Raw genomic sequence first — 15,610 nt, 5'->3', positions numbered from 1 at the left:
TCCGGCGGGACGACTCGGGGCGGAGCGACAAAAGGGCTCTTCTTACTTGAGGTGGGGGCTGGTGAGTCCGCCGCCGATCAGGAGCATGCGGAGTCGGTAGTTGTCCCGGTCGCGGAAGCCGCGGGCGATCCGCCGGTGGAGCTCGATGAGGCCGTTGACCGCTTCGGTGCCGCCGTTGCTGGATCGGCCGGTGTCGAGGTAGGCGAGGAACGCCGCCCGCCACTGTTTCAAGGTGCGGCCGAGGCGGGCGATCTCGGGGACCGGGCAGCTCGGGAACGAGGCGAGGACCTGCTCGGCGATCTTGCGGCCCTCGGCCGGCTGGGGGTGCCGGTAGGCGGCGCGCAGCTGCTGGGCGCAGGACCATGCCAGCCACACGGGCAGGTGTCGTTCGTCGGCGTCGAAGGCCGCGCGCAGACGTGCCCACTGGCGGTCGGTGAGTTTCTCCGCGCCGGCGCGCAGCATCGTGCGGATCCCGTAGAGCGGATCGCCCTTGCGGCCCCGGTGGCCGAGGGTCTCCTGTTGGACCCGGCGCCGGCACTCATCGACCGCGGCGGTGCCCAGCTTCACGACGTGGAAGGCGTCCAGGACAGCGACGGCGTCCTCCAACTGGTCGTCGATGGCGTTCTTGTAGCCGTGGAACGGGTCCAGCGTGGCGACCTCGACCCGACTGCGGAACGCCTCGCCGCGTTGGGCGAGCCAGTCGGCGTAGGCCTTCCCCGACCGGCCGGGCACCAGGTCCAGCAGTCGTGCGCGGACCCGTCCTGCCTGGTCACGGGTCAGGTCGACCATGCCGGTCAGCTCCTTGGGGCCGCGACCACCGTTCTCGATTGGCTTGGTGGAGACGTGGTGCCAGATGTGCTTATCCACGCCCAGGGCGGTGACGTCGGCGAAGCGGCCCTCGTCGGCGGCCATCCCCTCCAGCAGTGGCTTGATCGCCCGCCGCACCGTGCGCCAGGTCGTGCCCAGCTGCCGGGCGATCCCGGCGACCGAGGCGTGCTCGCGGCGTAGCTGCCCGAGAGCCCACCAGCACGCCCGCGTGGTCAGCAGCGCCCGTGGCCGAGCGAGGGCGTCGTTCTGCTCGGTGAACGCCTTGCCGGTGCACTTGGCCTCGGCACAGCGCCAGGTCCGCTTGCGCCACACCAGCTGGACCGGACGCCCGAAGCAGGGCACGTCGACCAGGACGACGTCACGACGGCCGTGGCTGCCGACGAGGACACCACAGGCCCGGCAGCCCATCGGCTCGGGCGCCGACTCGACCACCACCTGCACCCGGCCGAGATGCTCCACGACCTCGACGACGTGGAACCCGACCAGCCCGACCAGCCCGACCAGCAGATCACAGCGGTCGCAGTAGGAGGGATCAGGACGTGAGCGCGCGCGAGCGCACGCCCTAGGCTCGGACACCGTCGAGGCCTTCCGGATGGGCAGCTTGGTCGCTCCCGATCTTGGAAGGCCTCGACCCCTTCCCGGCCTCAGCTCACGCGCGCGAGTCCCTCACACCCACCGCAGGTACGCAGAGCCGACAAAAGAAGGTGCGTCCGCGGAGCGAGGATGCTGAGGCTCACCACCGTGGCCCGTAAGGCCGCGCCCCCAGGCGGGGAACGGCTGGTCGAAGACCTGTTTACGGCTCTGGACGAGCACACCGTGGTCGTTCCCGGATCGGTGGCCGTGGAGAAGGTCCTGCCCCGGCTGGCGACCTCGCTGATCCAGATACGGACGGGCGGCGCCAGATCGCCGACGCGGTTCCGGGGCTGCTCGATGCCCACCCTCTTGCCCCGGGTCCTGACCTTGATGCCCGGCGTGGGGTCAGGATCGCAGCCCGCGTCCTCCTCGCAGTCGACCACGGGCGCCTTCCCGACCGCCGGGCACCTGGCCGCCTACGCCGACTGGCCCTGGGCACCCGCCGCTCAGGCACCTTCATCCGCGGTGAGCACCCACCCCGAGCCGGTAACAAGCAGCTCAAGCGAGCGCTTTTCGTCTCCGACTTCGCCGCGCTCCGACCCGACCTCACGGGCCTACTACGATCGTAAACGCGCCGCCGGCAAGCGCCGCAGCGCCGCCCTCATCCGCCTTGTCCGATGCCTTACCGACGTCCGCTGCGCGATGCTCCGAGAAGGTGCACAAGCGTCCAACCAGGGCGAGTTGGCTGACCAGGTGGGGCACGGCAGGAGGCGGCACAGCAGGTGTGGCAGTGACACTCGGTGCCCGCGTGTGGTCAGCCCAGTGCGAGGAAGGCTTTCCGGTCTAGGGCGACACCAAAGCCGCTCCCTGCTAGCCAGCTGTTCTGCGGGCGCTCTTGGAAGAACGCGAAGTGTCGCCCCGCTGCCTCAGCCCACATGGGCAGCGTGAGGGACGGATTATCGCTGAGGACTATTCCTCGAGGCGCCAGATGCTCGGCGGCCATCAGTAGCTCCTGCTGCTCGTACTCCAGGTTGTGGTCGCTGTCGTGCAGGAAGACGTCGATTTGCTCGTCCAGTGATCGCAGCACGTCGACCGACGGCGCGATCGCCTGGTCGACGTAGGCTGCATACGGGCCGCCGATCAGCGCCCCGGCGCTTGGGTTGACGTCAATGGCAAGTACTCGGCCAGTCGTTCCACCTTCCATCTCGTTCCTACGAAGAGCGGCGGCAAAAGCGAGGGTGCCGAGCCCCTTGTCAATGCCGCACTCCACGACGAGGCGCGGCTGCCGGGCCCGGGTTATCGCATACCAGCCGAGGCGTCTCCCGAAGCGTGCTTCCGGATCGATCAGCCCGCTACGTGGGCCGACGCGCGCTCGGTGACGGACGAACTTTTGGAGTTCTTCGTCCTCACGAAGCTCCTGAATGTATCCTCGGGCTTGCTGCACGGTAATGCCCGTCAAGTCCGCTACGAACCAAGCCAGGTGCTCGTGGTTAGTTTCCTGCAAATGGACTGTGAAGTTTGTGTGCTCTTTGCTGTGCGCCAACCACTTGGCGAGCTGGCCGAGATGTCTTCCGGCGTGCTTCGCCGCGATGCCGGCGCGGGCAGGTAAGGCTGCTGCACGACCTGCCCGCCCGTCCGTCGCCGCACGTACTTGCTTCCTGACTATCTCGACGGTGGATCCATGCCGGGCCATGCCGAGACCGTAGAGGATCGGGTCGCGGCCCGCCCTCCCCGCAACTTGGAGTCGCGGCTGAAAGGGCTTGGGCCGGGATCCGGGATGCGCTGGTCGCGGCCGAACTTGCCCGGTCAAGGCCAGCGGCGCGCGCAGGGACAGAGGAGGGAGCATTGCCAGCGGGCGGGGTTGCCCCCTCTCAAGTGGCCCCAGCGGGCCGGACACCGGGACCTGCCCCCGTCTGGTGGACACGCTGAATCCAGGCTGAACCTGGAGGAAGCGAGATGATCGGCTCGTGGTGCGGAAGGTGTACTCGGAGGAGTTCCGCCGAGACGCGGTGGAGCTGTACCGGACGACAGAAGGGTCGACGGTTGCTGGGATCGCCGCCGACCTGGGGATCGTGGACACGACCCTGTCGGCGTGGTTGAGGGCCGCCGGGGTACCGATCCGGGGCCGCTACCCGCGACCCGACGGCGCTCCGCCGCCGGGCGGGGAAGCGCCCGATCAGGAGCTGGCCCGGCTGCGCGCCCGAGTCGCCGAGCTGGAGGCGAACGAGCGGAAGCTGGGCGCCGAGCGGGGCATTATGCGGGCGGCGGCCAAGTATTTCGCCGGGGAGACGCGCTGGTGACCCGCTTCTAGTTCGTCGCCGACCACCGGGACGCCTTCGAGGTGAAGCGGATGTGCCAGCTGGTGGAGGTCAGTCGGGGCTCGTTCTACGCGTGGGAGGCCGCCGCCGAGTCCCGGGCGGCCCGCCAGTCCGCCGATGAGCAGCTTGCGGAGCGGATCCGGGCGGGTGCATGCCGCCGAGCCGTCCAACCGCGCCTACGGGGCGCCGCCGGTGACCGCCGCGCTCAACGACGGCGCCGACCCGGCGGACCGGGTGAACCACAAGCGGGTCGCACGGGTGATGGTCGCCCACGGCATCGCCGGGATCCGGCTGCGTCGCCGGGTGTGCGCACCACCGTGCCCGAGCCGGCCGATGAGCAGGTCCCCGACCTGCTCGAACGCGACTTCACCGCCGACGATACGAACATGAAGTACGTCGGGGACATCACCTACCTGCCCTGCGCCGACGGCAGCACCCTGTACCTGGCGACGGTGATCGACTGCTTCTCCCGCCGGCTGGTCGGCTGGTCGATCGCCGACCACATGCGCACCGACCTGGTCACCGACGCCCTACTCGCGGCCGCCGCCACCCGCGGCAGCCTGGCCGGGGCGATCTTCCACGGCGATCATGGCGCGCAGTACACCTCCCGGGCCTACGCCGCCCTCTGCGCCCGGCTCGGTGTCGTCCGGCCGATGGGCGTGGTCGGCTCAAGTGCGGACAACGCGCTGGCCGAGTCGTTCAACGCCACCCTCAAGCGCGAGACGCTGGCCGGCGCGTCCGGCTGGAGCACGCCGGCCGAGGCCCGCCGGGCGGTCTTCGCCTGGGCCACCCGCTACAACACGCGCCGCCGGCACTCCGCCTGCGGCCAGATCAGCCCGAACGACTACGAGGCCCGCCGGGCTCCAGCTACGCTGCCAACCGCGGCGTAGACACCCCACGCGTGCCCAAGATCAGGGGGCAAGGCCCGTCGCGGCCCCAAGGAGCTGACCGGCATGGTCGACCTGACCCGTGACCAGGCAGGACGGGTCCGCGCACGACTGCTGGACCTGGTGCCCGGCCGGTCGGGGAAGGCCTACGCCGACTGGCTCGCCCAACGCGGCGGCGAGGCGTTCCGCAGGCGGGTCGAGGTCGCCACGCTGGACCCGTTCCACGGCTACAAGAACGCCATCGACGACTAGTGCCGCGCACCTGGCCATCAGGTTGGTGCCAGACGGCTGATCGGGGGCGGGCAGCCGAGTGCACTGTGGCGACGTCGAGCGTTGTACTGCTCTAACCAGGGGGCAAGGGCGGCAGCGCGCCGCTCGTTTATGGGTGAAAATCCCGCGATATGCCCACTCGGTGACCAAGTACCACCGTGGGGCACGAGGACCTCGGAATCGGTTCCGGCCTTCGACAAGCCACCCCTCACTCGGAGATTTTCTGCGTTCGGCCGCGATCCGCCGTCACTAACCTCCTGGCCGGGTGCAACTAGGCCGCTCGCTCATTACTCATTCACTTCAACTGGTCCGACTATAGCTCGTCCGGCACGTTCACCGATAGGTCCCATTCATCTGGCCGAGCCACAACTCGACCTCCGTCCCGCCAATTTAACATTTGCAGGAGCTGGTCATCCTGTCGCATGTACCGACTAGCATACTTTTGCGCCTCGATGCACGCCGCCAGCCGCTCCGAGATAGACGCGTTCAAGGCCTCCTCGACCAAGTCGCCTAACCGGTCGAAGTCCCCCGCATATTTAACGAAGGGCCTGGTGTTATTCGGGAATATATCCTCGTAGCCCGGATGGTAGCCAGTAGCATGGATCGACCCAGCCCACAACGAGATCGGCAGTCGGTTCGAGAAATACCAGGGTTCATCGGCATAGTGGTCCCAATTCGTGGAGACCCAGCCAGCCCGAATAGCCTGGTCTTGCTTCGAGAAGGGGATCGGGCCACGAGCGGAGGGCCCATCCCAGCCCGCTCCGAAAAGGGCGAACCGGGATCCGAAGCGGCCCTCGAGGTATTGTGCATAAGCAATGCGCTTCCGCCATCCGGGCAGCCCGCGCATGCGAGGTGAATTTCGATTGGCGATCATGACGACGTCAAACTCACGCGTTGAGCTCAGACGAGCCGGGACGAATGGATAACGATCCGGCTCAAACACGTGCGGGACCCAGCGGACGTCCCGCGCACCCGCACGCACGAAGTTCTCTGAGAAAGTGCCCCGCCCTACCGTGAACACTACGTCAGCGGCTCGACCCGCGGCTCGTGCCGCGCGAGGTAACGGATGAACAAACCGGCTGTACGGGTCCGCCTCATGATATATCAGCTCGAAACTGCCGGCTTGGCGCATGAGCCGGAAATGCTTGTCCTGTAAACCGGTGGCACCCAGGTGCTGCATCAAGATGACGGAAGGCTTGAAGCTCTCTACGCGTTCGATTAGACCGCGCCGCTCGACTTCGGCGTTACCCGACCGTCGAATGCGCCATTGCAGACTATAGACACTGACCGCAGCGATCCGGCCCGCGTCAAGCAAGTTTTGAAGTGGGCGACGAAAGCCTAGTTGGCGGAAGTCGCCATCCTCATTCGGCACATACAAAAGTCGCAACCGGCTTCCACCTCCTCCAACACCAGCAACCGTCCGCTACATCACGGTGGTTGCCATCGCTCGCTACTTCGCGACGCAAGGCCGGATACCCTTGGCGCCGAGAACCGCCCAGTGCTCGTCCATTTCCGCCTGGCTGAACCTGCGACCCACGACTCGCGAGGGGTTGCCAGCAACCACCGTATTCGGTGCCACATCCCTCGACACCACAGCCCCCGCCCCCACAATCGCGCTATCCCCGATACGTACACCCGACAGGATTGTGGCCCCGTACCCGAGCCAGACATCGGAACCTATAGCCACTGGGTCGCTCAAGAGGGCAGCGTTCTCCCCTACCCACATGGCCTCTGTTATCGGCACGCCCAACTGCGTTGCCAGATGATCCCGGCGGCCGACAACACCGACTGAGTTTGCGATCAGGACGCAATCCCCAATCTGCCCGTCGACCTCGATTCGCACGTCCGATCCCACCTGAACATTTGACCCAACGATAAGGGAGCTGGGTGCCCAGAGTACGGACCGCTCACCCAACCGGAAACCCTCGCCCACGGATACGTTCTGACGAACAGACCGTCTCAGCGTCCGAGCGCGACGGACAACATTAGCCTTCCTCCGCAAGCCGAAGCTTTGCTCCACCACGCTCCTGATTAACGGCGATTCCACACTTCCCCCTCCGCGACGTGACCAGGGCCATTACCCGGCGTAGATGCTCAGGTACTCGCTGACGCCGCGAGAGGCTGAGAAGTCGATTGGTAGGGCTGCAGGGGCTGGCCCCGAGTCCAACTCATCGATAGCAGCAGTCCACTCGTCGATGAGTGGCGGCACCATGGATACTCCCGGCAAGCCCTTAGACCATTGTAGCCCCGGCGAGTCGCTCACTACCGCCGGAAGTCCAGCCACTAGCGCCTCGGCTAAAGCCACGCCCATTCCCTCCCACACGCTTGGCATCAGAAAGTAGCTAGCCGTGCTCATGATAAGCGCCGGGTCTCCTACGCCTCTTACAAGTACAACGCCCGCCTGGTCAAGCTTGTCTAGCAGCACGGCCTCCTGCTGCGAAGCAGACGTTTCTATCCCCAGGTGGGCTACAGAATGTCCGAGGCGAGAGACAGCCTCCAGCGCCAGTTCATGTCGCTTGACTTCAGAGCAGTTGCCAACGATGAGTCCCACAGCAGGACTTGCACCCTCCTCACGGTTGCGCCGACGCCTCCGCACGTCAAAGAACTCGTCGTCCACCCAGTTATAGATCAGGCGCGGACGTCGGCCGAACATCCTCTCGTGCCGTACTACATCGTCGGAGGGTGCAACCACTACGTGAACGAATGGATCCGCCAAAGTGGCTTGCAGGCGACGTTTGAAGAGCCACAGCCCCTGCGCGTTGAAGACGTTATGCACCGTTCGGACGATCCTCGCCCGGCCTCTAGAGGCCAAGACGACCGCGAGGACAGTCGCCAAGTACTTTCCCTCTGTGTGTATGTGCACCACGTCGAAACGTCCGCGCCTTAGCGTACGCGCAAGATCGCGCCAAGACCCCATTCCCTGGCTCGAAGTCATATGGACGACGTAGCCAGCCTCCCTCAGGCGCTCACTATAATTTGCAGCATCGGTACGTCCGAAGACGTGCGATTCGACGCCAGCCGCAGCGAAATACGGGGCAGCCGAAACCAGCATGCGCTCCATTCCACTTGGACGAATGGGGCCCAATATGTGCAGTACCCTCATCGCTTAGCCTGACCGCTGGCGGTTGAGTTGCCCCAGTCCAGATTTAGTGGATAATCCCGCGGTGGGGTACCGCCCTCGGATTTGGCGGCAGCTTGCCAGGCAAGGGCAAGCGCCGGGATGGCGAACCACACCCACGAGTATGTCCATCCGTACACGGTAAGCGTCACAAGTACGGACAGGAGCAACCAGGACCGACTGGATAGGGCCAACCGGAAGCCGATCACTAGTGCGGCTAAGAAGAGCAGGAAACCGAGAACGCCGGTACGTAAGTAGATCGAAAGATAAAAGTTGTGTGGCGCGTACTCAACCCACCTGCCCGGGCCTTCGAACCTCCCATAGCTCGTGCCCATCGGAGAGCCGAGGAAGACGTTCACGTAGCCCGAATGCCAGGATTCGACGAGCAGCCCCCTCCAGCTCTGCACTCGCCCTTCATAAGTTCCTGTGTTAGCCAAGGTGCTCTGCACTCCAGCAAGTGCATCGTGGTACATCGCGTAAATTGCACTACCACCTGCTGCGATGGTCAACCCGAGAGTTGTGCGAGTGTGGGGGTGAAGATATGGGAAAGCCAAAGCAATACCGAGAGCCGCCGCTAACCAGACGGATCGCTGTTGACTGAGTACAACGACCACAAGCGCCATCAGGGCGAAGAGACACCGATACCGCTCCGTCGATGCGTAGACGATGTATGCCGCTAGAAGTGCTAGCAGCGCCTGGCCCGAGACGAGTACCCTGGAAGTCTGCTCCAACCCGCTCACGGCGTCGATTCGCGAGTTTGGATCGCCCAGCCCGTACTGCATAAGGTGAAAAAGGGCTACCGTCGTCATTGAGACGATGGCAATTCGCGCCCATCCGACTGACGAGACTGATCCTGCGCTCGCTCTTTTCGCCCAGTTGAGACTCATCGACCATGCAAAAGTCACCGCCAAGTACGCGAAAGAGCGAACGTCATTGACCGCTCCTCCGAGGTCGTTCGCCACTAACCCGCGCAATGTGGAGATGACCAGAAGCAGCGCCAGCCCTTGGAGCCAGATGGTCGCACGGCCGAGGCTTGCCGCGATCACTGCGCGCCTCTGGAGCGCAACCAGGCCGAATGCGACGGCGATCAAGTCGTAGGCGAATACGTTGCTACCGCCTACAGAGAACAATGGCGGGGGCGCGGGCATCTCCCACGCGAGTACCGCGGGAGCGAGCAAGCTGGTCAGACCCAAGGTGGGCCAGTTGCTCACGCCGGCTGTGAACAGTGCAGCTGCAACCACGGCGCCTCCGAGTAGGAAAGCAAGCCAGGCGACTTCGATCACCTTCCCAACCCTCGCATGGCCGCCCTCGCCCACCAAGCCATATAGCTTACGATCATGGCCCACGGCCACTTACTGGGCTCGTGCCTCAGCACAAACCGACGCATCGAACTATAGTGCCCGCCGCCCTTGACCCCGACGTACATGCGCCATCGTGATAGAACAGGCTGCGTTGAGTCCGCTGGCGGGTTCGTGTCGCATACGCCTACGGTGGTTGCTGACAACTTCACAGGCACCCCAAGGTTGCGGCAACGGAGTCCATAGTCGATGTCAGCTAGTGCATGACTGAATTCGCCGTCGATGCCTCCGACCCTCAATGCCGTGCGCATGGATACAAGTACCGCGTTTCCGTTGAAAGCGTCCACTGGTGCTGGGTGGCCCTGTGGGTAGACCGGCTTGAACGCGAGCGGATGCCAACCGTCTGATTTGAATCCACCGTAAGTCGGCACTCCGGATCCGCTACTACGGACGGCGCCAACGCAGACTCCTGGCTCTGTCATCATCCGGACGAGGTGGCCAAGGCCTGTTTCGTCAAGGACAGTGTCGTCGTTCAACCATAAGATTAGGTCGTCGGTTCGCCACCATCTGTCCAGAACGAATTTTTCCGCTACTGACATGCTCTTGGCCCAATAAGCATGGCCCGAGCCAGTTAGGACGATGATGTCTTCAGGCAATGCCTGAAGTCCTACGGCCGTTCCATCCGTCGAACCGTCGTCATACACGACGAAATCAATGTCCACCCCTGCAGCTTTTGCCGCCCGGCTGGCGGACTGGATTGCCCTCACGGTCAAGGGAGCACGGTTGTGACACGCGAGAATACTGTGGACGCGCCGAGGGGCAGCATCACCTGTGCAGGGCGTCTGAGGACTTGAGTGGCCGCACCATTCAGTGCCGACCTCGCCGGCGGTGTTCGCGACTCGGCGACCATGACCCTGACCGGTCGCCTCAGCTCGCAGAGCGTCCATGCCTACATCTCCATAGCGGCCGCTGTTGTGAAATCATGGATGGCCAGCACGCGGTGAACAATGCGCTTGAGGCAGTGCAGCCGGGGCCAGCTTACCGGTGAGCGAAGAGCCCGGTGGCGCGATACGGTGCCTAACCAAGCTTGTGTACTAGTCGGGATCGGGCAGCTGCGCCTACATCGGCGACAGTTTTGCCCAAGGTGTTGTACGGAATGCCTAGGCGTTTAGCGAGTTGCGCGCTGTCGACAGCATGGGTGATTGCGCCTCCTTTGAAGTAGCTTGCGGAGAGTTGTCGGTAAAGGCGTCGCAATCCGTAGCGCTTTTCTGCCGGAACATGCCATAGCGCCAGCTTGGAATCGTCTGCCGTGACGTTTCGGGGCTTGAGTGGCTGAGTCCAAAGTCTCTTGATATAGGCGTTACCTCCGCCCACGTCAAGGCCGAGACGCATGACGGCTAGGCTCAGGAGGTGAGCCTCTTCACGGACGTTTATTAGCCCCTCGACGTGGCGCCGCATTACGATCGGCCAGAGTTCGCGTGCAGTCGCATTCAGCGCAGCCAGGTTGTCTCTCGTGGCTGCGATGAACTCCCCTCCGCAGTACCGGACGACGTGCCGGTCAGGCAGCACGATGATATCGCTCGCCAGGGCGGTCAACTGCCGCCGCGAAAGTCCGTTGATATCGGAATCGACCGGGTAGTCGATGGCATAGGTCAAGGACCCCCGCCGGTCAAGATCTTTCCAAAAATCATCGACAGCGAAGCCTGTCCATACGACATCACTGTCTAGCAATACAGCCGATGAAGTATCTGTCTTGAGCCAGCGTTCGATCTCTACTAGGGCGTCGTAAACAAAGAACTGATTTCGCCAGGCCGCATTCCACGTGGAGGGCGGTGCGTAAGAGTAGTCGACTACGGTCATAGTAACACCCAGGGCGTCAAGCATTCGGCGCACGACTAAAGCAGTTTCACTCGCCTTTGTGTCCCAGGGTCGATTCAGAATCAGTAGCAGTTGCGCGTCTGGGTTGTGTAGGTGAGCGGTCGCGAAGAATGTTCCGATGCAACGTCGGTAGACGTCCCTAAAATGTTGAGTGCTAGAATCTCCGGGATTCTGCGCGTACTCTCCACCCTCACCAGCCGACTGCTCGTAGTACCACGTGGCAATCGTCTGCGTCACGTCCGTGAGGTTATGTATCTGGACAGGCATTGGCAAGGCGACCTGCCGATCACGTGGGCGTTTCTCGTCCGTCTCGCGAGTGCTGCCCAGACCCGATAAATCGCCCCACCCCATCGGCGATCATCGCACCCGGCCCTGGCAGCGCTTAGGGCGTGTCTCCAATATGAAGCGGGAACCGGGGACGATGCTGGACGGATGACGCGCGAGCCGGTGCTCAGTGACGAGATGTGGGCTCGTGTCGAGCCACTGCTGCCGCCGGTGAAGGGCGCTCGCGGACGGCCGATGCGGGATCACCGTCGGCTGGTCGAGGGGGCGATCCACCGGTACCGCACCGGCGTCGCGTGGCGTGATCTCCCGGCGGAGTTCGGGCCGTGGCAGACGGTCTGGAAACGGCACCACCGTTTCGCTGTCGACGGCACCTGGGATCCGGTCCTGTCCGCCCTGCAGGCCCAGGCCGACGCCGAGGGCGACGTGGATTGGCGGGTCAGCGTCGACTCCACCGTCGCCCGGGTCCACCAGCACGGCGCGACCGCGGCGCGACTGGTCGGCCCGAGCGGGAGGTCGTCGTCGAAGACGCTGTCCCACACAGGGGGCGCCACCGAATGACAAGAGTTCCGGCAAGGCGGCGGATCGAGCCTGACGACCACGGGATCGGTCGATCTCGCGGAGGCCTGACCACCAAGACCCACGCCCTGGTCGATGGCCGCGGCCGACCGCTGTTCATCGCGGTGACCCCCGGCCAGGCCGGTGACAACACCCAACTGCTGCCACTGCTGGCCGCCCTACGCATTGCCCGGGTGGGGCCAGGCCGACCGCGGACCCGCCCGACCGCGTTGCGTGGGGACAAGGCGTACTCCTCGCGCGGGCACCGCGCCACCTGCGGGCTCGGGGCATTACCGCGGTCATCCCTGAGCCCGCCGATCAAGCCGGCCACCGCACCAGCGCACACCTCCTCGCGCCCGGGGACGCCTCCCCGATTCTGTCGAAGGAGCCAGTCCCGCAACCGGGTGACTCCCCCGCAAACCTTTGCTGGACGCTAAGCGCGGATCCGATGTAGATCGACGATTTGTTCTGCACCCCGCCGATCGGCGGATCAAGGGGCAAGCGACTTGCCCAGCCGAATACGCGCTGTGACCACCAGCGGCGATGAGCCCACGTCTACGGATCGTCCTGGGACTGGCCAACCACGCGTGCCGGCTCGCGGCACCGGCAGACCGCAGTTGGTCGAGTCCCGCAGGATTCGCTGCCTGCGGGACCGGCTCAAGATGGCCTGGGACCCGAAGGTCCGGCTCACCGAGGTCTGCCCTGCGTGCGGGGCGCGCACGCGGGTCGATCCCTCGGTCACCGGAACGAACGTCTGAGCGGATGCCGGCCGCCGCCCTAACCGACTACATGCTCGTCCTGCGCGCCGACGCGTTCCATCGGACCGCTCCGCGCAGTCCGGCGCTCCACCATCAGGAACCGCAAGTCACCGGGCGCCTATTGTGGGCGTCGGCAACCACCCCGCCCGGACCGACGGCGACGCCGACGCGGCGCAGTGGCCGCCCCGGGTCAACCAGCCCGCCGCGCCCTCAGAGTGAGCCAACGAGCGGACCCCGGACCCGCTCATCGCCGCCTGTGTTCCTGGGTGTTTCGAGCGCGGCGGATCGGTCACCGCACGCATCCCGGCGGCTCGCGGCCGTTGCATCGCGGAGCTCCCCCGTCGAGTACGCCGAGGAGGAGCATCCCGATCTTCTAGTTAGGGCCGAACTCATCGAGACCCTGGCCGACGGCAGCCGCGGGGAGACGACTCTGCGGGCCTGGGACGAGTCCGGCGTCGGCACGTGGACTTGGATCGATGTCGAGGCCGTCGGCTCAGATCGGCTGCACGAGACCGCCGCGGCGGCGCCCCGGCTCGTGCGGTCGCTGCTCGATACCGCCGTCGATCCTCGACAGGATCCGACCCGGCTCGCGACCGAGCCGATCGCGGTGTTCTCTCCCGTCAGCACCCCTGCGTCTCCGTCGTGCGGATGGCCGAGGATGAGGTCTGCGCGGTGCCCGGACGACAGCTCCTGGGCGTCGGCAGCCGGCTCCCCGACTTCGCTCCCGGTGAGGCGTAGCAGCCGAGCGCGGTGGCCCGGCCTCCCGACTCTTCTCCGGTGAGTGGCACCGGCAGGCCACGATCGACGACGGCACCACCCGCAGGTCCCAAGCGTGGCGTCACCCGCTCACCGACAGTCACGACGCGACCGGATCACCACCTGACGAGTGGGGGTCTGCAGGCGAAGCGCTTGGCGCTCGGACCAGGAGCCGTAACCATCTCGAGCCGTGACCACCCGTATCCGAGTGATCCGCGGCCTCGCTGACCACCCGTGCCGCCTCTGCGGCGAAGTGGTTCCCGAACTCGTCGAGTCACGCAGCGTGCGTCGGCTACGGGACCGGCTCAACGTCCGCTGGGATGCGAACGTGCGGCTCACCGAGGTCTGCCGGGGCTGCGGCGCGCGCATCCGGCTGGAGGAGACGGAAGCCTCGCTCCACTGAGCCGGCCGTCCGCACGAGGGGCACCGCCGACCGTCAACGGGTGATCTCAAGGCGTGCTCGTGCTGCCGCCGCCGGCCGCTCGCGCTGCGGAGTGACAGGAAGAAGGTCACCGTCCCCTGTCGCCCTCGTCGCGGCCGTACAGCCCAGGGTTCGAACGACCTCCGTGGACGCCTCGAGCCGTCCATCGGCGAACGCGTCGGTGGGTGACGGACGCCCGGGCGTGTGCCGGCGACCGACAGCGGGCCTGCGGAGCGCCGGCGGGCGGATGTTACCCGGACCTAGCGGTCGTCTGGCGCATCGGTGGGACTTTGGCACCGACATCTCGCATCGTGATGCACCCATGCCCCTGCATGCATCCCGGCGCTTGCGTCTGAACATGCGCACCACGATCGATCTACCCGAGGACATCCACCGGGTGGCCTCCGCCATCGCACGGGACTCCGGCAGCTCGCTCAGCGACACGCTCACGCGCCTGCTCCGCGCTGCTCCGCGCCGCCCTGGCCGCTCCGGGGCCGGTCCGGTCAGCACGAGTCCCCGCACCGGCCTGCAGGTCGCATCCATCGGCCGGGTGATCACCAGCGAGGACGTGCGCTCCTTGGCGGACGACGAGTGACCGTTCTGCTCGATGCGAACGTGCTCATCGCACTGACCGTCACGGACCACGTGCACCACGACCTCACGGAGGACGGGTTTCTCAAGCGCTCCGAGCCCTTCGCGACCTGCTCGCTGACCCACGGGGCGACTCGTCCGCTTCCTGCTCCGCAGCGGCGCCACCGCACGCGAGGCGGTCGAGGTCGTGCGCGGGGTCGGCGCCGTCAGCGACCACCAGTTCTGGCCCGGCCACCTCGGCTTCGACGGCATCGACTCGACCTACGCGGCGTGGTGGGCCACAAGCAAGTGACCGACGCCTACCTGGCCGGGTTGGCGCGCTCACACGGTGGTCGACTGGCCACCCTCGACCGCGCCCTCGCCGCGCTGCACGACGACGTGCCCTGCCGCTCGACGTCGAGACCTGAGCCGCGCTCCGGAGGGACGGCGGCGGTGCCGGCTCTCGGGCTGCCGCAGGAGGCGGAGGGCCGGTCAGCGATCGGCCCCGTGTGTCACGCCGCCTTGGGAGACAGGCGCAGACGCGCCCAGAAGCCGGTCGTCTTCGTCGACACCTCGTCCGCCGACCGGTCACCGGAATCGACACCGCCCGCGGCGACGAGCTCGGCTTCGACCGCGTCGTCGATCGCCTCCACCGGCGGCTTCTCGAAGTCGGTCTCTTCAGTCGCAGGGCAAACGGTGGGCGGCTCGGGGAGCAGGCGATGGAGATCGGACGGCCCGTAGGCGGACGGCGGCGCCGCATGGCGGCCGTAACCGGCAGCCCCTGCACTGCGGAAGAGGACGGTGACACCCATCGGCGCGGGGGCCGGCTCCGGGGCGGCACCCTGACCGATCAGCCGGGGCAGCAGCTCTGCGTGCCCGTGTGAGTTCTCCACACGGGAGTCATCGGCAGTCGAGGAACCGCTCGTGACCGTGCACGCCGACCGGCACCGCCGGAGCCGGTCCACCGACGCCCCCCATAGGTCACCATGCGAACGACCGACGGAGGGTGCATGTCATGGATCTACCGAGCCATATGGCGCGACCGCCGCCCGCCGGACGCACCCCCGGTCATGAGCCACTTCGCGGACTGGGTCG

At 65.9% G+C, this 15,610-nt stretch carries 10 protein-coding genes and 4 pseudogenes; 6 read left to right on the top strand and 8 right to left on the bottom strand.

Annotated features, from left to right (window positions below; translation table 11 throughout):
* Positions 1-42 precede the first annotated feature (42 nt).
* Positions 43-1,404 carry an ISL3 family transposase gene (locus ABC795_RS01280; RefSeq protein WP_347059003.1) on the bottom strand — a complete coding sequence of 454 codons (1,362 nt, stop codon included), beginning with the start codon at positions 1,402-1,404 and terminating at the stop codon, positions 43-45.
* An 811-nt stretch (positions 1,405-2,215) separates the two neighbouring features.
* Positions 2,216-3,094: a class I SAM-dependent methyltransferase gene (locus ABC795_RS01275; protein WP_347059002.1), complete on the bottom strand. Its 879-nt coding sequence runs from the start codon at positions 3,092-3,094 to the stop codon at positions 2,216-2,218.
* Between the two features lie 274 nt (positions 3,095-3,368).
* On the opposite strand from ABC795_RS01275, the pseudogene ABC795_RS01270 reads away from it, so the two are divergent.
* Together ABC795_RS01270 and ABC795_RS01265 are read left to right on the top strand one after the other, a co-directional pair.
* Positions 3,369-4,609 (top strand): annotated as a pseudogene (locus tag ABC795_RS01270) (IS3 family transposase).
* 45 nt (positions 4,610-4,654) lie between these two features.
* A pseudogene (locus ABC795_RS01265) lies at positions 4,655-4,858 on the top strand (transposase); the annotation flags it as partial.
* Between the two features lie 17 nt (positions 4,859-4,875).
* Here the strand turns inward: ABC795_RS01265 and ABC795_RS01260 are convergent.
* The 5 genes and pseudogenes from ABC795_RS01260 to ABC795_RS01240 form a co-directional block, all read right to left on the bottom strand.
* A pseudogene (locus ABC795_RS01260) lies at positions 4,876-5,026 on the bottom strand (integrase core domain-containing protein); the annotation flags it as partial.
* A 1,300-nt stretch (positions 5,027-6,326) separates the two neighbouring features.
* Entirely contained in the window at positions 6,327-6,719 is a 393-nt protein-coding gene (locus tag ABC795_RS01255) for a DapH/DapD/GlmU-related protein (protein WP_347059001.1), read from the bottom strand.
* A 234-nt stretch (positions 6,720-6,953) separates the two neighbouring features.
* On the bottom strand, positions 6,954-7,937 hold the full coding sequence (locus ABC795_RS01250) for a glycosyltransferase family 4 protein (protein WP_347059000.1): 984 nt from the start codon (positions 7,935-7,937) through the stop codon (positions 6,954-6,956).
* 38 nt (positions 7,938-7,975) lie between these two features.
* Positions 7,976-9,277: an O-antigen ligase family protein gene (locus tag ABC795_RS01245; RefSeq protein ID WP_347058999.1), complete on the bottom strand. Its 1,302-nt coding sequence runs from the start codon at positions 9,275-9,277 to the stop codon at positions 7,976-7,978.
* Positions 9,278-10,369: 1,092 nt separating this feature from the next.
* Positions 10,370-11,152, bottom strand: coding sequence for a hypothetical protein (locus tag ABC795_RS01240; RefSeq protein WP_347058998.1), 783 nt, complete (start codon positions 11,150-11,152; stop codon positions 10,370-10,372).
* Between the two features lie 450 nt (positions 11,153-11,602).
* Between ABC795_RS01240 and ABC795_RS01235 the strand changes: the two genes are divergently transcribed.
* From ABC795_RS01235 to ABC795_RS01220, 4 genes and pseudogenes are all read left to right on the top strand, one after another.
* Positions 11,603-12,013 (top strand): IS5 family transposase, encoded by a 411-nt coding sequence (locus tag ABC795_RS01235; protein ID WP_347058997.1) that lies wholly within the window; start codon positions 11,603-11,605, stop codon positions 12,011-12,013.
* Positions 12,014-12,057: 44 nt separating this feature from the next.
* Positions 12,058-12,447 (top strand): annotated as a pseudogene (locus ABC795_RS01230) (transposase); the annotation flags it as partial.
* Between the two features lie 1,267 nt (positions 12,448-13,714).
* Entirely contained in the window at positions 13,715-13,927 is a 213-nt protein-coding gene (locus ABC795_RS01225) for a hypothetical protein (RefSeq protein ID WP_347058996.1), read from the top strand.
* Positions 13,928-14,303: 376 nt separating this feature from the next.
* Complete coding sequence (locus ABC795_RS01220) at positions 14,304-14,540, top strand: antitoxin (RefSeq protein WP_347058995.1); 237 nt, start codon at positions 14,304-14,306, stop codon at positions 14,538-14,540.
* A gap of 487 nt (positions 14,541-15,027) precedes the next feature.
* Here the strand turns inward: ABC795_RS01220 and ABC795_RS01215 are convergent, their stop codons facing one another.
* Complete coding sequence (locus tag ABC795_RS01215; RefSeq protein ID WP_347058993.1) at positions 15,028-15,408, bottom strand: hypothetical protein; 381 nt, start codon at positions 15,406-15,408, stop codon at positions 15,028-15,030.
* Between the last annotated feature and the right edge of the window lie 202 nt (positions 15,409-15,610).

The organism is Blastococcus sp. HT6-30 (genome assembly GCF_039729015.1).
Lineage (GTDB): Bacteria > Actinomycetota > Actinomycetes > Mycobacteriales > Geodermatophilaceae > Blastococcus.
This window is presented reverse-complemented; position numbering and strand designations above follow the sequence as displayed.

Bases quoted from the DNA above. Each gene is read 5' to 3' on its own strand.
- ABC795_RS01240 (WP_347058998.1), bottom strand. From the start codon at position 11,152: ATGACCGTAGTCGACTACTCTTACGCACCGCCCTCCACGTGGAATGCG.
- ABC795_RS01250 (WP_347059000.1), bottom strand. From the start codon at position 7,937: ATGGAGCGCATGCTGGTTTCGGCTGCCCCGTATTTCGCTGCGGCTGGC.
- ABC795_RS01275 (WP_347059002.1), bottom strand. From the start codon at position 3,094: ATGGCCCGGCATGGATCCACCGTCGAGATAGTCAGGAAGCAAGTACGT.
- ABC795_RS01220 (WP_347058995.1), top strand. From the start codon at position 14,304: ATGCGCACCACGATCGATCTACCCGAGGACATCCACCGGGTGGCCTCC.
- ABC795_RS01235 (WP_347058997.1), top strand. From the start codon at position 11,603: ATGACGCGCGAGCCGGTGCTCAGTGACGAGATGTGGGCTCGTGTCGAG.